At 60.2% G+C, this 19,861-nt stretch carries 17 protein-coding genes; 11 read left to right on the forward strand and 6 right to left on the reverse strand.

Going from position 1 to position 19,861, the window contains the following annotated elements; all coding sequences use genetic code 11:
* The first annotated feature begins 37 nt into the window (after nt 1-37).
* Nucleotides 38-697 carry an HNH endonuclease gene (locus tag JAO29_RS16355; protein WP_334269321.1) on the forward strand — a complete coding sequence of 220 codons (660 nt, stop codon included), beginning with the start codon at nt 38-40 and terminating at the stop codon, nt 695-697.
* A gap of 37 nt (nt 698-734) precedes the next feature.
* On the opposite strand, the gene JAO29_RS16360 is transcribed toward JAO29_RS16355, so the two are convergent.
* A complete protein-coding gene (locus JAO29_RS16360; RefSeq protein ID WP_442886414.1) occupies nt 735-2,372 on the reverse strand; it encodes an ArnT family glycosyltransferase in 1,638 nt (545 codons plus the stop codon).
* Nucleotides 2,373-2,419: 47 nt separating this feature from the next.
* Nucleotides 2,420-3,751, reverse strand: coding sequence for an NAD(P)/FAD-dependent oxidoreductase (locus JAO29_RS16365; protein WP_334269322.1), 1,332 nt, complete (start codon nt 3,749-3,751; stop codon nt 2,420-2,422).
* Nucleotides 3,752-4,014: 263 nt separating this feature from the next.
* Here JAO29_RS16365 and JAO29_RS16370 point away from each other — a divergent pair, with 263 nt between their 5' ends.
* Nucleotides 4,015-5,073, forward strand: a complete 1,059-nt coding sequence (locus JAO29_RS16370) for a hypothetical protein (protein ID WP_334269323.1) — start codon at nt 4,015-4,017, stop codon at nt 5,071-5,073.
* 42 nt (nt 5,074-5,115) lie between these two features.
* A complete protein-coding gene (locus JAO29_RS16375; protein ID WP_334269324.1) occupies nt 5,116-5,379 on the forward strand; it encodes a hypothetical protein in 264 nt (87 codons plus the stop codon).
* A 96-nt stretch (nt 5,380-5,475) separates the two neighbouring features.
* Here the strand turns inward: JAO29_RS16375 and JAO29_RS16380 are convergent, their stop codons facing one another.
* Nucleotides 5,476-6,417 (reverse strand): hypothetical protein, encoded by a 942-nt coding sequence (locus tag JAO29_RS16380; protein ID WP_334269325.1) that lies wholly within the window; start codon nt 6,415-6,417, stop codon nt 5,476-5,478.
* A gap of 91 nt (nt 6,418-6,508) precedes the next feature.
* Between JAO29_RS16380 and JAO29_RS16385 the strand changes: the two genes are divergently transcribed.
* The 5 genes from JAO29_RS16385 (at nt 6,509) to JAO29_RS16405 (ending at nt 12,425) form a co-directional block, all read left to right on the forward strand.
* Entirely contained in the window at nt 6,509-7,279 is a 771-nt protein-coding gene (locus JAO29_RS16385) for a hypothetical protein (protein WP_334269326.1), read from the forward strand.
* A gap of 148 nt (nt 7,280-7,427) precedes the next feature.
* Nucleotides 7,428-9,776: a S9 family peptidase gene (locus JAO29_RS16390; protein ID WP_334269327.1), complete on the forward strand. Its 2,349-nt coding sequence runs from the start codon at nt 7,428-7,430 to the stop codon at nt 9,774-9,776.
* The gene (locus JAO29_RS16395) at nt 9,776-10,327 is read left to right on the forward strand and encodes a regulatory protein RecX (RefSeq protein WP_334269328.1); all 552 of its coding nucleotides are present in this window, start codon (nt 9,776-9,778) and stop codon (nt 10,325-10,327) included. Before JAO29_RS16390 ends, JAO29_RS16395 begins: the two co-directional genes overlap by 1 nt.
* Before the next feature lie 84 nt (nt 10,328-10,411).
* The gene (locus JAO29_RS16400) at nt 10,412-10,993 is read left to right on the forward strand and encodes a TetR/AcrR family transcriptional regulator (RefSeq protein ID WP_334269329.1); all 582 of its coding nucleotides are present in this window, start codon (nt 10,412-10,414) and stop codon (nt 10,991-10,993) included.
* Entirely contained in the window at nt 10,977-12,425 is a 1,449-nt protein-coding gene (locus JAO29_RS16405; protein WP_334269330.1) for a nitrilase-related carbon-nitrogen hydrolase, read from the forward strand. The genes JAO29_RS16400 and JAO29_RS16405 overlap by 17 nt, the downstream gene beginning before the upstream one ends.
* A 9-nt stretch (nt 12,426-12,434) precedes the next feature.
* Here the strand turns inward: JAO29_RS16405 and JAO29_RS16410 are convergent, their stop codons facing one another.
* Nucleotides 12,435-12,626, reverse strand: a complete 192-nt coding sequence (locus JAO29_RS16410; RefSeq protein ID WP_334269331.1) for a hypothetical protein — start codon at nt 12,624-12,626, stop codon at nt 12,435-12,437.
* A gap of 72 nt (nt 12,627-12,698) precedes the next feature.
* On the opposite strand from JAO29_RS16410, the gene JAO29_RS16415 reads away from it, so the two are divergent.
* Both JAO29_RS16415 and JAO29_RS16420 read left to right on the forward strand, forming a co-directional pair.
* Nucleotides 12,699-13,610, forward strand: coding sequence for a hypothetical protein (locus JAO29_RS16415; protein WP_334269332.1), 912 nt, complete (start codon nt 12,699-12,701; stop codon nt 13,608-13,610).
* A 49-nt stretch (nt 13,611-13,659) separates the two neighbouring features.
* Nucleotides 13,660-14,463, forward strand: coding sequence for an SDR family NAD(P)-dependent oxidoreductase (locus JAO29_RS16420; protein ID WP_334269333.1), 804 nt, complete (start codon nt 13,660-13,662; stop codon nt 14,461-14,463).
* A gap of 28 nt (nt 14,464-14,491) precedes the next feature.
* Here JAO29_RS16420 and JAO29_RS16425 read toward each other — a convergent pair whose 3' ends face one another.
* Nucleotides 14,492-16,051: a hypothetical protein gene (locus tag JAO29_RS16425; protein WP_334269334.1), complete on the reverse strand. Its 1,560-nt coding sequence runs from the start codon at nt 16,049-16,051 to the stop codon at nt 14,492-14,494.
* 15 nt (nt 16,052-16,066) lie between these two features.
* Nucleotides 16,067-19,294, reverse strand: a complete 3,228-nt coding sequence (locus JAO29_RS16430; protein WP_334269335.1) for a TonB-dependent receptor — start codon at nt 19,292-19,294, stop codon at nt 16,067-16,069.
* A gap of 190 nt (nt 19,295-19,484) precedes the next feature.
* Here JAO29_RS16430 and JAO29_RS16435 point away from each other — a divergent pair.
* Nucleotides 19,485-19,861: alanine--tRNA ligase-related protein (locus tag JAO29_RS16435; protein ID WP_334269336.1), on the forward strand; the 377-nt coding region annotated here is incomplete at its 3' end.

Raw genomic sequence — 19,861 nt, forward strand, 5'->3', positions numbered from 1 at the left:
TTTGAGATCTGAACGTGTTCGACCGGAGGACAGGAAGATGCAATCGGGCAAGCAGCGCAAGCAAGGTATAAACAGCAAACGGCACATGGGACACGGTTCCAGCAGCCCGACGCGCGTGGTGACGACCACAGAGGTGCGGGCAGGAGTGTTCCGGCAACCGGCGATGCAGACGCCGGTTCTGGTGTTGAATGCGTCCTACGAGCCGATCAATATCTGCGGGGCGCGGCGGGCACTGGTCCTCGTCCTGAAGGGCGTCGCGAGAACCGAAGAAGAGCAGGGGCAGATGCTGCATGCGGCGCGAATGCGGGTTCCCATGCCGAGCGTGATCCGCCTTCTGGAGTACAGGAGAATCCCTCACCAGACCCGTGCCCTGTCAAGGAAGAACATCCTGCTTCGCGACCGCAACAGCTGCCAGTACTGCGAGACGATCCTGACGGCGGCGGAGCTTACGCTGGACCATGTCATCCCCCGCTCTCGCGGAGGCCTCTCGACGTGGGAGAACCTCGTGGCGTGTTGTCATGCATGCAATCGAAGGAAGGGTAACCAGATGCTCCACGAGCTTACGGATATGCGCCTCAAGCGCGAGCCCCGTCCCTTTTCCCTGCATACCTCGCGACACATCATGCGAATGATCGGGAGTGCGGACGCTGCGTGGAGGAAGTATCTCTACTTCGAGCACACGGAGCCTGCTGCCTGAGTTCCTGATTTTTTCGCCTGCTTGTGGTGCCAGTCGATCAGCGGTTCGGTGCGAGTATCGTGATTCTGCCATAGCTGGCCTGTGGAGTGTAGTGCGAACGGATGTAGTCATCGAGAGCGGTGACTCCGCTTGAAATACGGCTGTCATTTGGTTCGAAGGTATCGTCCCAGCTGGAGTTGAGCGCGATGACCGGCGGATCCTCCCTGCGGATGTCATCGATCATGTCGTTCTGAATCGCAAGGGTCGTCTGTACTCCCGGATGCAGGTCGTACCAGCGCGTAACCGAGCGCCGGTCAGAGAGGAAGTAGAGCCTGACATCCCCCCAGAACAGGCGATCATGGCGTCCATTACCGATAAAGATCAGCTGGTCCGGGCTGCTTCTGCGCTCGATCTCGAGCGCGGCGGAGAGTTCGTCAGGCTCTACCAGCATGCAGCGGGCGCGGCTTAGCTCAGCCGGGGGGTGACAGCGGTGGTAGAAGGAGTTGGCCGCCGCCGGATGCAGCGCATCGCGCAGATTGACCCGAGCGAAGGTCAGGATATGAGAGAAGGTCGCAGCGGTGCAGACTGCGAGAAAGAGGACCGTGAGGGTGAGAGCAGCTCCCACGGGACGGCTCAACTCGCGGAGATGTCCGAAGAGAATGGCAAGCACAGTGAGGCAGACGATGATGCTCTGAAGCAGCTGGACCGGCCCGACGCGGATGAGTCCCTTTCCGAAGAAGAGCGAGGCCAGCAGAACCAGAAGCGCGAAGGTCTGGCGCTGCCAGTTATGCGGAAAGATGCGCGAACGGCGCGAGGTCAGAAGCGCCAGTGCGGTCGCCGCCATCGTGAAGATGGGCAGCAGAACGATGAGCGACTCGATAGCTACTCGCCCATCCCAGGACAGCGGATGACGAAGCGCCTGCAACGTCTCGGGGGTAAAGAAGGGAAGGCGGCGGACCTTCGGGTAGATGACGGCGGGCACGTAGAAGAGGTCGTAGAAGACATTCTGGAAGCCAGCTTTGACCACGATGACGAGATAGACAGGCCCGGCGATCAACACAACACCGGCGAGGTAGATCAGCACTCTTCGTCCTGCGGTCCAGGCCCATTGGCGGGTCGATTCTCCCGGAATCCGGGTTCGGCTCGTCCAGAGCAGCATCACCAGCTCCGCCACAAAGATGTAGAAGCCGGAGTCGTGGCGGAAGATCGTGGTGATGCTGACAAAGAAGCCCGCGAGAAAGAGCGACCTCTGGTCGAAGCCGTGACGGAAGTAGCTGGCGAAGAAGAGGCAGCTTACCAGGGAAGCGAGCGTCGCCGGATACACCGGGAAGTTATAAGCCGGGTAGTAGATCCCCGTCAGCCAGAAGATTACGGCAGCGAAGGCGATAAAGGCCCAGCGCCGACTGGTCAGCAGCCGGGCGAGGGAATAGCAGACACAGGCAATTCCGGCGCGGATGAGAGCATCGTAGACCCGGCCCCCAAGCGTGCTGACGCCAAAGATCTTGAAAAAACCTGCGAGCAGGTAAAACTGTGCGGGGCCGTACAAGGTCCAGAAGTCACGGTAAGGAATCCTGCCGTGCAGGACACTGTCGGCACCGTAGAGAGACAGAAACTCGTCATACGGCCCGCAGCTGCTTTTGAATCCAACAACCTGAACCAGCATGGCCAGCAGGAACAGTCCGCACATCGCGAGCACAGGCCGGTTCTCTATCGCGCAGGAGAGATTTCGGAACGACGATCGATTCAAACAATGGACTCCACACGAGGAGAGGGCGCAGGCACAGGTATCGGTTGAGGGATGGCGCGTGCCATGGAGCGGCCGAGCCGGACGCTCTCTGCGATTCCCCGGTCCTCCGGGTAGTAGAAGCAGGTGTCGGCGATCTGCAGGCCCTCGATCGGAGTCTGCACCGGAGGAATCTTCGCTGCAAATCCCGGCTCGCACACAGGCTGACCATGTCGCAGCCGTCCCACGTGAGTCGCGACGATGTCGCTCGCCTTCAGTTCAGGGTTCAGGCGCAGCAGGCAGCCGAAACCTTCTGCGAGAAGATGCTCGTCGGGCCAGTAGAATTTTTCATTCGTCGTCGGCATGTAGTAGGGGATATAGACGATGGAGTTGCTGATCTCTTTCCGCAGATTCGTCAGCTCGACGACACCGGGTATGGTCAGGTCGGGGATTGAGACGTTCACCCAGAAGTGTTCCGTGACCGGCCTGCGCAGCTTGAAGATGACGCAGATTACCCCGATGTTCTGGATGGCGCGGTAACGCTGCTTCCAATCCTCAGGCAGGTCGGGAATCATATCGGCCACATAGGGGGTTGGGGTGGTCGAGATCACGTAATCGGCCTCGAAGTGCTGCGAGGATGTCTCCGCACCCGTAACCCGGTTGCCCTGCGTGGTCACAAACTGCACCGGCGAGCCGAGATGGATGCGGCCGCCCAGCTTCTCGATATCCCGGACAAGCGCATCCACTAGCGTCTGCGATCCGCCATCGATATAGCCCAGCTCCTCCTGCATGATGCTCGAGCGGGAGCGTCCAATGCGCCGGATGCGCGTCCAGATCCACGCCGCCGAGATGTTATCGGCATGCTCGTAAAACTTGAACTCCAGCAGCGTCTTCCAGAACCGCCGGTAGGCGTCTTCGCCGCACCAGCGAATGATCCAGTCCTTCGCGGATTCGTTCTCCAGCTCCGGCCAGCTGTCGCGGCGGGTGCTCACGAACGCCAGCAGGCCGTAACGGAGCTTCGAAAGCAGGGGAGCATGCGGAAGTTGAAGCAGCGCCACAGGATTGCCCCACGGGTGAAGCCGTCCATCGGTATAGAACCCCATCGACGTCGGTCTCCAGCGCAGGCGGTCTTCGAGATTAAGCTCGCGAAGCAGCTCGAAGGTCGGATAGTCGGTGCGGCACACAAAGTGATAGAAGCGCTCGATGGAATCGCCGGCGAAGTCGAAATGGGCTGCCATGCCCCCTGGCTCAGGGGCTGCCTCCAGCAAATCCACCTGGTGCCCATCCCTGAGCGCCTGCCAGGCAGTTGCCAGTCCCATCACTCCTGCGCCGATAACGAGAACTTTCGCCATAAACAGATTGGCATCCCGGTGCGGGATGGAGATTCCCCTATCTAGATGTCTTCTGATAAACCAGGCCCGAAGAACTACAGCGGAAAGTCCGGACGTTCAGGACTCCTGTATGGCAGGCGCACGTGTAGCGGGACCACGCTGGCCAATTGGGAGTTGGATGCAGCGCCAGAAAAACCGGTTAGCTGCATCGGCGCAGATTATGATGGTCCTGACGAAATAAACCCGCGCTGCCCTGCAGCCTAGGATTTTCTCGTGGAGGTTGAATGAAAGCCAGCAAGAAGAGACAGTTGGGAGCAGTTCTATTCGGCATTGCGGTAGTCGTTCTTGTTTGGCACTCCAAAACCCCCACTGAGGCTGACGCTGTTATGGCGGCTTCAAAGCTGGCCGCCATCGGTTCCGGAATGGCTGGCGCTGCGGGACCTGCCTCCGGGTCCGGTCCCCATATCGCCGGTTGCCCGATCTTCCCCGCGGACAACGTCTGGAATACCCCGATCGACACGCTTAAGAAGGACAAGCACTCCGAGGACTACATCCAGCGGATGGGACCGGCGCTCCCGATCCATCCCAACTTTGGCTCGGAATCGGTCAATGGCATTCCGATCACGATCATCAAGCCCGGACGTCCCCGTATCCCAATCACCTTCATGTATGGGGACGAGAGCGACTCCGGACACTATCCCACTCCTGAAGGCGCCCTGATGGAGGGCGGACCGAACTCGCCCGAGGACTCCGATCGTCACATCATCATGGTGGACGAGGGCCGCTGCATGCTGACCGAGCTCGGAGGCATGGTCAAGCAGAAGGATGGCAGCTGGAGCGGCGGCGCCGGTATCAAGATGGACCTTACCAGCAACGCCCTGCGCGCTCCCGACAAGACCTCCACCGATGCCGCCGGTCTGGCTGTTCTTCCGGGCCTGCTGCGGTACGACGAGGTCGCTGCCGGAGAGGTCAAGCACGCGATCCGGTTTACAACGCCCCACACCCAGAGGCTCTATGTCTGGCCGGCACGGCACTTCGCCTCCCGCATCACGGACCCGACGTATCCCCCGATGGGTGAGAGGTTCCGCCTGCGTGCCGACTACGACATCTCCAAGTTCTCCAAGGAGAATCAGGTGATCCTGAAGGGGCTGAAGAAGTACGGAATGATCCTTTCCGACAACGGCGGTCCCTGGTTTATCATCGGCGAACCAGACAAGCGATGGAGCGACAGCGACCTGGCGCGCCTAAAGGTTCTCAAGGGTGAGGACTTCGAGGCGGTCGATGAGTCGGACTGGCAGATGCTGCAGGATTCCGGACGCGTGGACCCGGTAGCACTCCGTTAGTCCTTGCCTGGTGTAGAGATTCCTTTGATCGGTGGAGTAAGAATGGCTTACAGCGAAAGCTATACGTGTGACGTTTGCGGGAAGAAGAAAGAGTCTGACGGCTGGTGGCTGGCCTGGGTGGACTGTTTTCCGGGGCCCAAACCCGAGGAAGACCAGCCCCTGATCAAGCTGACTCGATGGCAGGCCCATCATGCTCATTCCGCCGGGGTTCACCATCTCTGCGGAGCGCGTTGCGCCGGAACCATGATGGACCGCTGGATGATGGAGCAGCACGCCGACCCCGATGCGCACTGTCAGACGGCGTAAGCGAAGGTTTTCTCCCAAGAACGGCTGAGTTTCGACACAAAGCAGGGATGCCCCGGAAGTCTGACTGCCGGGGCATCACTGCATGGGTTCGAAACTCTATTTGGGCGGCGCGGCTGGAGCCGCTGGCTGCTGCGGCTGCTGCTTGTTTTTGTCGTCCTGTGGAGCGCGATCGTTGGTGATGTCCTCGCCGTTGTAAATGATGCGGCTGGTCGCGCGGAACTGCTTGTAATCGGTATAACGGACGATGTTGCGCATGTGGACATCCTGCCGGGCAGCACCATTTGACGCCGGAAAGTGCAGCGTTCCCTCCGCCTTGGTGTACGTCGGGAACCAGTATTTGCCGTCGATCTGCTCATAGTAGGTCGTGAATGGCGGCTGCAGGTCTTCATGTCCCCGCCGCGTATCCTGCGGCACGGTCTGCCCATTGATCAGGACGATCTGATAGTCCTGCTGATCCACCCAGACTTTCCCCTGGAAGTAGTGTTTCCCTTTCTCGAGCGTCTTCGGACCTGCCTCGAACACGTAAGTATCCAGCTCGTCGACCTTTTGGCGGCCAAGATACTTGATGTCGTACTGCGGCATCTCTTCCGCGGTCAGGACGAAGGGCAGCCGATGCTCAATCTCATCGAAGTCGACCGGCGACATGATGACCCGCTCAAGCGTGTTCTGGGGCGCGAAGACCACCCGCTCCTCGCGGCGGCCCTGCTTGTCGAAGGTGATGTCGGTCACCTGCTGATACTCCCCGTCGGGCCGGCCGTTGTCATCGGAGATGGTCTGGACCTTCACGGACTGGCGAAAGATATAGTTCTGGCGGGCGATGTTGAACTGGCTCTCTCGCTGCCCGAACCTCTTGATAATCTCGTCCACCGTGATCCCCGAGGGGGGCGCCGGGTCCAGCGGTCCAAAGCCTTGGTCTTCCGCGGCATAGACGGTGCTGTCCCAGTTTGGGACGAACCCGAAGATACGCGAAGGATTTGCCGATAACGGCACAAAAGACGCTGCGAGAATGCTGACGGTGAGCGCTGAGGCAAGCTTCATTGAATCGAGTGCTCCATGCATGAGGGAAGAGGCCCGGGTCCGGACACTACTCCCCCATACAGCATAGACGCGGCAGATGGAGGTTTGGTTGATGCTGACCGTATTGCAGGTAAGGACTTTGCAGGGAACCTGGATATATCCGGCATGTGCACTGGTTGCACTGGCTCTCACGGGGATCGTAGGGCTGATGTGGCTTCGCCTTCGCGCCATACGATTTGCCTGCGAACGGGAGCGTCGTGGGCGCGAGGAGATGGAGACGTACGCCCGCCTGGATCTCTCTGCGGCGCACGACGGCAATCTGGCCGCCATCGCCGGAAGGGTCTGCGGCGTGATCGCCGCCCGCAGCAGCTTCAGCCGCGTGGCCATGCTGACTGCGGGAGCGGACGGCAGCCTCTATGTTGCTGCAACGCAAGGGATGGATGCCGCGACCAAAACGGCGCTGGAGCAATGGCTGCCCCGCCCGCAGGCGGATGCCGGAGAGACTGCGGCAGAGATAGGCGGAGTACCGCTGGGCTGCTGGAGCAGGGTGGTCCGGCTGGGCGAAGGGGCGGACCGTAGGGTGAACCGCGCCATCTTCGTTCCAATCACAACTGACGAGCGGCAGGTAGGGGCGTTGGTAGTCTGCGCGGATAGTATCTTCCAGGTCCAGCGCCGTATGGCCGAAGAAGCGGTCGCCGGCCTCGAGGCTCTCAGCCTGAAGATAGCGCGAGAGGTCGCGCGGATCGCGCCGGAGCCGCAAAAGATAGCGCCCGTCCAGCCCGAAGGCGAGCTGGTGTATCTTCGCTCGGATCCGTTTCGAATCATGCTGGAGACCCTGGCGGGAACGCTCGAAGATCCAAGGATCTCGCCACAGAAGATCTAATAAACGGCTTGGCGAACCCGATGACGAACGGCTCGCTTGCAACAATCCTGCCGCCTGTCCGACAGGCGACCTGTCATGTCAGATGTGAGTCTCCCTCAGTTCTGGCGGGATGCTGACGTTATAGACTGTCGCCGGAGCCACCGGCGCGATGAAAAGACTGATATTGGTACTGACCGGAGTGATTGTGGGCGGCACGGCCGCGGCCCAGGTTCCACGCAACTCCACAATGCCTCCACAGAATGAGCCCTCGGCGACGCTTGCCGGCGAACCTGAAATCTCCTCGGGCCGTCGGCCTATGACCTTCGCCGACCTGCAGCGGATGAAGCGTCTTGGTGATCCCCAGATATCTCCTTCCGGCCGATGGGTGATGTTCTCCGCGGTAGACGCCGATCTGGCCGCGAATACCAAAATCACGCATCTGTGGGTGGTGCCCATGGCAGGCGGTAAAGAGCACCAGGTCACCTTCTGGAAGGAAGGCGAGAGCGAGGGCCGATTTTCCCCAGACGGGAAGCACGTCTCGTTTGTCTCGGTCGATGGGGGCGACTCCTCGCAGATCTATCTCGCGGACTGGCATGAAGGCGATGGAAAGCTTGGAACGCCGAAGCAGTTGACGCACATCAGCACCGAAGCGGACGGAGCCGTGTGGTCCCCCGATTCGAAGCGGCTGCTCTTTGTCTCGCGCGTCTACCCGGGCTGCAGCGACGAGGAGACCTGGCTGGAAGAAGAGAGCTGCGATCGCCGGAGAGAGGATGCGGCGAAGAAGAGTCAGGTGAAAGCCATGGTCTTCGACCACCTCCTCTATCGCCATTGGAACTCATACATCGGGCCTAAACGGAGTCACGTCCTGGTCGTGAGCGCAACCGATGGCAATGACGTGCGGGATCTGACCCCGCGGCAATGGATCGGCGATGCCGAGGCTCCGGTCTTTTCGCTCGGAGGACCGGTCGGCTATGCCTGGGCTCCTGACTCGCGCGAGATCGCCTTTGTGACCAATCTCGATGCGGTGCCTGCGGCAAGCACCAATAATGACGTCTTCACGCTTCGGCTGGACGAGACTGGCGAGCGCCCGGTCAGGATCTCTACCTCTCCCGGAAGCGATGACGCTCCGGCGTACTCTCCGGACGGCCGCTGGCTCGCCTTCCGATCGCAGGCAAGGGCGGGATATGAGAGCGATCGCTTCCGCCTGATGGTCTACGACCGCCAGGCAGCAACGGCACTCTCCGCCGGGAACACGGCGCCTGCTGCGGTCACTCACGAAGCAATGCATTCCGGAACCCGCCCCGGATCGCATAAAGCTGCGACGGAGAAAGTTACAGGGAGTCTCAAAGAGCTGTTGCCCCGTTTCGACGAGTGGGTCGACGAATTCACCTGGGCACCCGACTCGAAGACCATCTACTTCGTCAGCGAAGAGATGGGCGAGGCGAACGTTTTGTCCGTCGGGATCGACCTTCCGGAGGCGACGGCGATCGCCAATAAGGCCGAGTACGGCGAGCTGCAGATCGCCCGGGACGGACGCACCCTTGTGACCTCCATGATGACGGTGCGCGCGCCCGTGGCCATCTCCGCCATTCCTCTGAACGCGGAGGGCCACGGCGGAGCCCCGGTCGTTCGACTGACGCACTTGAACGACGACCTGCAGCGTCAACTCGATCTTCCGCGTATGGAGAGCTTCATGTTTCCTGGAGCCGGGAACACGACCGTGCAGGGATTTCTGCTGCGTCCGCCAGGATTCGATGAAACCAGGAAATACCCGGTCAAGTTCCTCATCCACGGCGGCCCGCAGGGAGCATGGGGAGATGCCTGGAGTTATCGCTGGAATCCGGAGCTGATGGCGGCCAGCGGCTATGTCGTCGTGATGATCAATCCGCGAGGATCCACCGGCTACGGACAGGCATTCATCGATGGCGTCAATGGCGACTGGGGTGGCAAGCCATACGTCGACCTGATGAAGGGACTCGACTACGTCGAGCAGCACTACAGCTTCGTCGACAAGACTCGTATCTGTGCGCTTGGCGGAAGCTACGGCGGCTATATGGCGAACTGGATGCTCACTCACACCAACCGCTTCGCCTGCATCGTGACTCACGACGGAATGTTCAACCCTCAGAGCGCCTACGGCACGACCGAAGAGCTGTGGTTCAACGAGTGGGAGTTCCGCGCGCCCGGCGATCCCGAACCCGGGCAGCCGTGGAGATACGCTGACAAGCCTGTAGCCGACGACCCGTTCCGAAGATGGTCGCCCATGCTCTCCATCAAGAATGCAAAGACGCCCACCCTGGTGATCCATGGCCAGCGTGACTATCGTCTGGATGTCAGCGAGGGCTTTCAACTGTTCACTGCGCTGCAGCGGCTGCACGTTCCTTCGCGGATGCTCTACTTCCCCGACGAAGGGCACTGGGTTCTCAAGCCGCAGAACTCCCAGCGATGGTATGAAGAGGTAGGCGAGTGGTGCGATCGCTGGACGCACTCCAACACCTACTCCGCGGCGACACCGTGATGGCCTTTGCTCGTCCGAAGAAACCACGTGAGCCCCTAGGCGAAGCGGCGCTGTTTGACTACGCAGTGGCAACGCTGGCGCGCAGGATGCGAACTGTCCGCGACCTGAAGCGGCTGATGCGGACACGCGCCGAAGAAGGGGAGCCCGGCGAGCGCGCGATGGATCGCGTCGTGAGTCGGCTCAAGGATCTCAACTACCTCAGCGACACTCGCTTCGCCGCCGATTACACGCGGCTGCGGAAGGAGAACGAGAAGTTCGGCAGAAGACGCGTCCAGCAGGACCTTGCGCACAAGGGCATCCATAAGGATCTGATCGCCTCCACACTTGCGACCGCCTACGATGACATCGATGAGCTTGCGCTTGCGCGGGAGTACATCGCGCGCAAGCGAATCAAACGTCCGGAGGGCGTGGATGCAAAGAAGCAGGCTGCCCGCATTACAGGACGACTGATGCGCGCGGGTTTCTCCGCGGGCACCGTCTTCAAGCTTTTGCGCACATGGGATGTCGAGGTGGATGACATCGAAGAGCCTGTGCCGGATGATGAGGCCTGACCCGCTGCAACTCGTCACAAAGTAAAGAAAATCGCCGTCCGCCAGACGTGTTCTCGTGATTGGTGAGTATACACTGTATACCTAATGGCACCCCAACCAACTTCAAGGAAGATCGCAACGACAGCACGGCGTGTGCTGGCGCAGGAGGGTTCTGACGCAGTGACGATGCGCCGCATCGCCGGCGAGGTAGGCATCACCGCGATGGCCGTCTATCGTCACTACCCTAACCGCGCGGGGCTGCTCAATGTACTGGCCGATGAAGGCTTCGCCGAACTGGCGGAGCAGCTGCAGCGCGCTCGACTCTCGGGCAGCACAGAGAAGAAGCTTGAGAAGCTGATGAACATCTTTCTCGACTATTCGCTCGAGAACCCACGCCTTTTCGAGTTGATGTTTCTGGAGCCGCGAGAGGGCGCACGTCAGTTCCCCGGCGACTTCCGCGCAGGCCTGTCGCCAACGGCCAATCCGACGGCCAACGTATTGCAGGACGGAATGACATCGGACGTTCTCCGCGAGGACGACGTGTGGGAGATCGTCTTCGAGATGGGAGCGCTGCTTCAGGGCCTCATCATGCTCTACCTGGGTGGCCGCATGTCTCTGTCCGAAAAAGAATTTCGCGGCCTCTGCCGCAGATCGTTTACGAGGTATCTGCATGGAATCTACAAGTAAGTTTCATCAGGCGACCGCTGCGATTCTGGCCGTCGCTTCGACCGCACTGCTGCTGTGGTTCGGCAACGGTCTCAACCCTGTGTGGCCGCTGATGTGGCTCGCGCTTTCGCCTGTGCTCTGGTTTTCTCTGCGCAGCCGCTGGTGGAGCGCAGCGTTAGCCGCCGCTGTCTCGATGCTGGCCGGCGGCTTTACCATGTTTCATTATTTACACGGTGTCCTTAGAATCCCGGTTACGGTATGGCTTGTAATCTACGCCACCGCGAGCGTCGCCTTCGCGGCGGGTGTGCTGTTGTTTCGAGCTTTGGTGGGGCGCGGTGCAGTCTGGGGCGCTTTGGTGGCGATGCCGGCGGCGTGGGTATCGTTTGAATACCTTCGCAATCTCACCACGCCGCACGGCTCGGCGGGAGCCTTCGCGTATTCGCAGCTGACGTTCCTTCCGATTCTTCAACTCGCTTCCATCACCGGTCCCTGGGGCATGAGCTTCGTCCTGGTGTTCTTCTCCTCAGCCGTCGCAATCGTTCTCCATCTATGGCCAACGCGAAAGAGGCTTGCCAAACAGGTGTTGGCAGTGACCGCCGCAGTGGTGGCTGCTGTACTTATCTTCGGTGGTATTCGCCTGGCGCAACCAGAAGGAAAGACGGTTCGCGTGGGCATGATCACCTCCGACGCGGCACCGTACGCAACCGTGACTGATGAAGGAGCGCCGACAGAAAAGCTCTTCCGCGATTACGCCATCGGAGTGGAAAAGCTCGCAGCCGATGGAGCGCAGACGATTGTGCTGCCTGAAAAGCTGGGTGTTCTGGTTGATCCATCTACCGCGGAGAGCGATGCCATCTTCCAGCCTCTTGCGGACAAGACCGGCGTAACCATCGTGGCTGGATCGGTCCACGTAGCGCGGCCCTATACCTACAACGAAGCCCGGGTCTACACGCCCCGCGTGGCGGTGGCGAGCTACGACAAGCAGCATATGCTTCCGCCGTTTGAATCGAATCTCAAACCCGGAACCTCGCTGACGCTGCTGCACCGCTCCGGCGAGACCTGGGGAGTCGCCATCTGCAAAGACATGGACTTCAGCCGCCCCGCCCGATCCTACGGCGAAGCAGGAGCCGGTCTGATGCTGGTGCCCGGATGGGACTTCGTTGTGGACGGTGCGTGGCACGGCCACATCGCCGTCATGCGCGGCGTCGAAGACGGCTTCAGTGTGGCGCGATCGGCCAAGGGAGGCTTCCTGACGATGAGTGATGATCGTGGCCGCATCGTCGCGGAGAAGTCCAGCAACGGAGCGCCCTTTGCGACCCTGGTGGCCGACCTTCCTGCCCAACACCACGCCACCCTCTACCAGAGCCTTGGCGACTGGTTTGCCTGGGTTTCCGTGGCTTTGCTCACCTATGCGCTGGTATCTCTGGTCGTGTGCATGATGCGCCGCCAATGAAGCCAATCCCTAAACGGCGCGGAGCACGCGTACGGGAAGCGTGAACAGCGCCGCAATCAGGTCGAAGGTCCCGCCTACGACGATACCGACCAGCCGGAAGGGCAACAGAACCAGCCAGATCAGCGGATACAGCAGGACTGCGATAACAGCCACGGGCCAGCACGTAACGAGCAGCAGGCAGAACAGGAGCAGCTTCAGCATCGGTATATCTCTCCGGCAAGGAAATACGCGAACCGTTCGCTGAAAGTTCCCTGCCGGTAAGATGAGGGAGCAATGGAGGATCCGGACCGCATCGTGGCGGTGGACTGGTCAGGCCGTGTCGATGCGGCCGGGCAGCGCAGGCATATCTGGGCCGGCGTGTGGACAGCTGGCAAGGTCACGCTCGAGGCTGGAAGAACGCGCGAGGAACTGGTCGCGTGGCTGATCGAGTTGGCACGCCAGACACCGCGCATGGTCGTCAGCCTCGATTGCTGCTTCAGCTTTCCCGCATGGTTCCTCGCCGAGCACGGCTGTACGACCGTCTTCGACTTCTGGAAGAGGGTCGCCGAAGGACAGGGCGAGCGATGGCTGGCGCGCGAGTGTGAAGAGGTAGCCCGCGACGTCCGCTTCTGGGGCAAACCGCACAAGCGCCCCGAGGAGTTCTGCGGCGACAAGCTGCACCGCTCCATGCGATTCACCGATATGGACAACAAGATCACGCCCCGGATGCTCGAGGGCGATCCCGAACGCGCCGCCAAGGTGAAGGGAATCACCCCGAAGTCTCCGTTCCAGATCGGCGGCTCCGGCAGCGTCGGGACAGGCAGTCTTCGCGCAATGCCGTTTCTGCTGCAGTTGCATGATGCTGGCTTCCGCGTCTGGCCCTTCGAGTCTTCACGACTCAAAGCCGCCCGGCCCCAGCCTCTACTGGTGGAGATGTACACCCGCCTGATGACCGGCGCGGTAAAGAAGAGTAACCCGGCAGCGCGCAAGGCCTATCTGGCGGCCAGGAAGACGGACGCGGTGTATGCCGGGCTATCGCGCGCCGTCGTGGCGAAGGCTCTGGGCAGCGAGGACGCCTTGGACGCACTCGTCAGTGTGCTCGAGATGGTGCGGTGGCGCGAAGACTTCGCCGCATTGAGGGCGACGAAGGACCCAATGCTGCGGCTGGAGGGAATCACCTGGCGGCCAGGACTTCCGTCGCAGTGACGCGCATGCGATAAGCTGGGCCGGACATTTTTTATCGGGTGGGGCGTGCATGGAAACAGGACTGGGTGGGAAGACCGTCTTAATCACAGGCGGAGCCAATGGCATCGGACGAGCCACCGCTTTGGCTTTTGCAGAAGAGGGCGCGCAGGTCGCCCTGCTCGATCACGATAAAGCCGAGCTCATGAACACCGCGGATCTCATCCGCAATCATGGAGCTAACGTCTTTCCCATAGAAGCAGATCTCGGCACGGGGCCGGGCGTTGAGGCGGCAATCGCCGCAACGCTCGCGACCCTTCCGAACGGTCTCGACATCCTCATCAACAATGTCGGACACGCAGACCCCAGGCCTTTCATGGAGATCACCGACGAGCAGTGGGAGCGGACCTTCCAGTTGAACCTGATGTCGACCGTCCGTGTCACCCGGCTTCTTCTTCCGGTCTTGCGGCAGAAGAGCAAAGCCGCCATCGTCAACAACGCCTCCGACCTGGGAAGGCAGCCCGAGGCAGCGCCAGCGGACTACGGTGCCATGAAGGCGGCGATGCTCTCACTCACGAAGAGTCTCGCCCGTGCCGAGGCCCCTCGCATCCGCGTCAACGCAGTAGCTCCGGGGCCAATTTGGAGCACCTTCTGGTCGCGGCCTGGAGGATTTGCCGAGGGCCTCGCCGCAATCCACAACATGCCTCCTCGCCAGGCCGTGGATCACGAGATGAAGCTCCGGCAACTTCCGCTCGAGCGCCTTGGGGAGCCGGAGGAGGTCGCAAACATCATGGTATTTTTGGCCAGCGATCTGGCCTCCTACGTTACCTCGTCGGTCTGGGGTGTCGACGGCGGAAGCATCCGCAGCATCCTCTGAAGTCCGGACCAGCATCATCGCCGCCGCTCTATTGTGGCGTCGCGGTCAACGTCAGCTGATGTACATTGCTGTAGGTGATCGCGAACGAGTCTCCATCCTTGTAGTACGTCGACGACTTCACGGCGAAGCCTGCCGTGTCGCCCTGTACCGCGACCGTCATCCCGGGGAGTGTCCATCGGTCAGCAGTGACGTCTTCGATCTTTGCTCCTTCGGCCTTGATGCGCAGGATGATCGTGCCGTCGGTAGCGATCTTCATCGCGGTGTGTTCCACATCGACGTTGATCTTCGGCGACTGCCACACATAAAACCAGCCGATCGAGCCCGAAGGCGTGCGCCACTGCGCCGTGCCGGGATGGAACTGCGTATTCGGCGGAGCGTCCTTGGTGAGCTTCGTATTCTCGCCGCCCAGAATCACCTTGTCGCCCACCCACGCGGAGGCGCTGCGCTCATCGGTGATCTGGCGGTGGACCATGTGTTCTCCTGCAAACATCTTCAGCTTCGCGAGCGCGCCAGCAGGCGGATTCGGACCTAGGACCGCGACTTGCGGCGCAAACCACAGGTCGGCGAGATGGTCGGTGTTGGCATCGGGAATCGGGAAGGGAGCCTTGTCCGGGGGCAGCAGCGCACGCATCCAAAGGCCCGCATAGGCGACGTAGGTCTCCATATCCATTCCATAGGATCGGTCATACGGTCCGGCAAGATTCCGCAGCCCCGGATGATAGAACTCGGCGATATCGTTCCACAGGTGAGCCTCAATGTTGCTGCCTGCAGCTCGCATCTCCGCAGTCGAGCCGTAGCTGCGCCACAGCGCAAGGCCAAACAGATCTACGCCGTAATACGTGGGTGAGTTGTACTCGTCGAAGGAGTTGTAAAGGTGGTAGAGGCGCGCCACCTCCCGCACCCAGGCGGCGGACTTCTGCTTCCACTCGGCATTGTTGTCGTGCGTTGCAGCAAAGTCCCACAACGCGCCGTACATCAACGCGATGTTGGAGTAATGGGGCGTCAGACGTCCCTGCTTCATCTCTCCGGCAATAGCGATGTCGATGGCCTTGTACATCTTCAGCGCGAGACTCGCGGGAATTCGCTCTGGGTATTCGATCAGGATCAGCTCGAACGTGGTTCCGATAAAGACGCGCCAGTTCGGATCGTAGTTTGCCCACATCACGGTATGCTCGCCTGCAGGATCCGGCTCCTCCGGTGTGCGGCGAAAGGTTCCGTACCAGGGCTTACTTGCGTCCAGAAACTGCTCCTTCAGGATGGCATCCAGGCCGTCGGCAGCTTTCTCCCGGTCGCCGGGCCCGTCTCGCATCAGTAGTCCAAGAGCATAGTTGCTGGTCTCGCGAACCATGTGGTGCGCGCGGCTTTCAGGATCGGCATGTCCACTGAACCCCTTCGGCGTGCGGACCAGGTGAGCCTCACCGTCCCACGACTCGTCCATCGACTTCATCGCAATGTCGAAGATGCTGCGCGTGTTGGGCGGCAGCTTTGCGAGGACGACGTTGCGTGGCGTCGCCGCACCTGAACTTGAGGCAGGCAAAAGAACGAGTGCGGCTGCGCAGAGGATGGCGCCGGGGATGCGAAATAGCATGTCGAATCTACGCTCCTAGAAGGTTAGCTTTCCGCCAAGCTGTAGCGTGCGGTTGGCTCCATTGGTTGAGGTAATCGTACCAACGGTCTTGGCGTTGGTAATCGTCGCTGCCGGATTGCTGAAGGTTGGGTGATTGAAGACGTTGAACGCATCCACACGGATCTGCAGACTGACGCCCTCGTGGAGCAGCGTCGTTTTAGAGACTGCCGTATCCCAGTTCTGGTAGCGTGGCCCCCACAGCATGTTGTAAGCGGAGTTGCCATACTGGAAATCCGTCGCATAGAACGCTGCCGGATTGAACCACTGCTTGATCGTCTTGTTGGAAGGATAGAGGGACACCCCCGGATGACGGCTGGCTCTTCCTCCTACTCCTCCCTGCAGGCTCGATGACTGTCCGACGGAGAATGGAGAACCCGACTGGAACGTCGTGATGCCTGAGATGGACCATCCCTGGATCACGCTGTTCGCAAAGCCTCCCACGTTACTGAAGAGCGCCTTATTCTTCCCGAAAGGCAATTCGTAGGCATAGCTCATCTGCAGCTGATGCGGCCGGATCGTTCCGATATTCCCGTAAGAATCATTCAGGGTCAAAGAGTTCTGAAAGTTCTCCGTACCGAGAACGCGAATGTACTGGTACTCCGCATTCAACGTGAGGCCGTTGGTGTACTGCTTGTGCAGACCTACCTGCGCGGCATTCGAGTTCATCCCGAAGATCGGGGCGTCGTACCAGGAGATGGCAGAGAACGGCTGGATCGGCCTGCGCGGCTGCACCGCTCCCGGCGCTGGCGTCACCGCGTTCAGATCGGGATTCACATTTCCCCCGCCGTGATAGTTGTTCTGCTTCAGCGAATGAGATCCGACGTATCCGATCCGCAGGCCGAAGTTCCACGGCAGCTGACGCTCCACCGCGAGGTTCCACTGTTCTTGATATGGAGTCACAGGCGATCGTTCCGTTGCAGCCGTCGGATTGGTCGCAACCGTTCCGGAACCCGGGAACGGATTGCTCATCGTGATCGACGGAGTCTTGCCCGTCGGTTGTGAATAGGTCTGAACCGAATAGAAAGGCAGCCCGGTAAAGACAGGGTTCCCTGTATCGAGCGTCGGCAAGAGGTTGTAGTAGATTCCGAACGCTCCTCGCACAACCGTCCTGGGCGTGACCTGGTACGCAAAGCCAAATCTCGGTGCGACGTTATTCTTGTCCTGCCCGAGATAGCTCCATATATTCGACGGCAGACCTGCGTCGGGTGCAAGCACCACGGGCACCGCTGCGGTGACCGAAGGCAGCGCCGCTGAAGGCATCTGCTTCGCAAAGACCACAACCTGTTTCAGCGACGGTACAAACATCGAGTTCAGGCCGTAGGGGTTCGATTCCTGCCACTGCAGGTCGTACCGCAGCCCGAGATTCAGTGTCAATCGCGGAGTTACCCGCCAGTCATCCTGCACAAACGCCGCATACTGCGGCTGCAGAAAACGAATGGTGGACGCGGGAGGATTCGCCTTCTGGGTCTGCGTAGGGTAGCCGAGAAGGAAATCTGCGTAGGCATTGCCGGTGTACTGTCCGTTGAAGTTGAACGAGCCGCGCTGCGGTGCAAGCACCGCCTGGTTCCAGTGGTTCGAGCGCAGAAACGAGAAGCCCGTCTTGATGCTGTGGTTATGCAGGACCTTGGTCAGAACGAAGCTGAGCTGAATCGTCTGGTCCAGGTCCTTCGATCCCTGCTCCGCAACCGAGGTAATGTTTGTGATCGTAAGCTGCGGCGCGCCTTCCAGCGGCTGGGCGCCAAGCCCGGGAATAATGCTGGCGAAGTCGGTGCCAACATTCTGCGGCGTGCGATAGATCGGAACGTGATTGTACGAGCCGATAAACTGCGTCAGCAGCGTAGAAGAAAAGACGTGAGTCCAACCCACGATCGTATTCATGTTGCGCTCGCCGATTCCCGCCATGCCGCCGAATTTACTGGTCGTGCCCACGGCCGGATTCGGTCCGAACAGACCGGCGATGTAGCTGACAAAGAGATTGTCCTTCGACGTAAGCCGATGATCGATACGGAAGCTGTAGCGGTCGACGTTCTCCGCCAGAGGCACATTTTCAATCAGGTTGACTCCAGTACCTGGAAGATTCGGAACCGGGTACAGGGAATTCTGCAGCGCAGTGGAGACGGAATTGAGCCGGTTTGCAGGGATCTTGTTTCCAGGAAACGGTGTCTGCGTGTATGGATCGATGATCGGCGTCGCGATCTCCGAGAAGTCCCCCTTCCGCTCCAGCTCGGTCGGCATCTGGCTTGACAGCGTCACCGCTTGCCTGCGGCGAAAGCCTTCATAGTTGAAGAAGAAAAAAGAGCGATCGCGTCCGTTGTAGAGATGCGGAATCGAGATTGGCCCAGAGAAGTTTCCTCCAAACTCGTTACGGTTGTACTTCGGCAGCGGACTCGCACCGGCAAAGTAGTTCTTGGCGGCAGTCACGCGGTTGCGATTGAACTCAAGCAGCATGCCGTGATACTGGTTCGTCCCTCCACGGGTCACGACAATAACCTGCGTCGGTTGGGCGAACTCGGCAGGCGCTCCCGTGGTTATCGTCTTGAACTCGCGAATCCCGTCCAGCGGAGGATACTCACCGTAGCCCCGCTGCAGGTAGGCACTGGTATTAGTTGCGCCGTCGATTGAGAATCCCGCCGAGCCATATGCCGAGGCTCCGCCGACCGAAGGCGTAACCCCATACACCGGAATCGAATCCTGCGCTCCCGCGTTCTGGATTCCCGGCGCCAGCGCCATCAGTCCCGTGATATTCAACCGGCCATTCAGCGGCGTGTTGGTAATCGTCGCCGCGTCGATCACCAGCCCTACGGAGGAGTCCTCAGTTTGGATGGGGGGTGCCTCAGCCGTAACCGTAACCTTCTCGCTCTGCGAACCGATCTCGAGCACGGCGTTGATCTCGGCCTTCTGGTTAATCTCGAGCGTCAACTCCTGCTCGTATGTCTTGAAGCCGGACAGATCGACCGTAACACGATAGCGACCGGGCTGCAGCAGGGGAAGGTTGAACTCGCCGTTGGCCGAACTCGTGACAACCCGGTCTTCGTTGGTCTCAAGTCGTTTGGCGGTGATGCGGGCTCCGGCAACCACGCTCCCCGTGGCATCCGTGACTACACCCGTAATCGTGGCGGTAATGCCCTGGGCATCAAGGTGTGGGGAGGCAATAAGTGACAGGAGAGAGAGGGCGAGTAGAAATCGTATAGCTCGAGCGAACATGGGCGGTCTCCGGAGCAACTCAGACAAAGCAACGCAGTAATCCCGACGAGCCGTTAGTTCAATTCTGTTTGGCAAAGAATGTAGGGATAGCGCAAATCGAAAGTCAAGCGCATAACCTTGCACGTCTATCTCTGGTCAGCAGCGCTGCCCCGGAAAGCCGTTTCCAAATGCGCTGATAAACTGAAAGTCTATGAACTACAGGTCTGGAAGCCAGATTCGCGAAGATTTTCTGCGGTTTTTTGAAGGTAAAGGGCACCGGAGAGTGCACTCGTCGTCGCTCGTGCCGGCCAACGATCCCACGCTGCTGTTCACCAACGCAGGCATGAACCAGTTCAAGGACGTCTTCCTCGGGCTGGAGAAGCGCGACTACTCCCGCGCGACGACCTCGCAGAAATGCGTCCGCGCCGGTGGCAAGCACAATGACCTTGAGAACGTCGGCTTCACCCGCCGCCACCACACCTTCTTCGAGATGCTCGGCAACTTCAGCTTTGGCGACTACTTCAAGAAGGACGCCATCGCCTACGCCTGGGAGCTGCTCACCTCAAAGGAATGGTTCGGGATCGATCC

The organism is Edaphobacter sp. HDX4, assembly GCF_036877565.1.
GTDB lineage: Bacteria > Acidobacteriota > Terriglobia > Terriglobales > Acidobacteriaceae > Edaphobacter.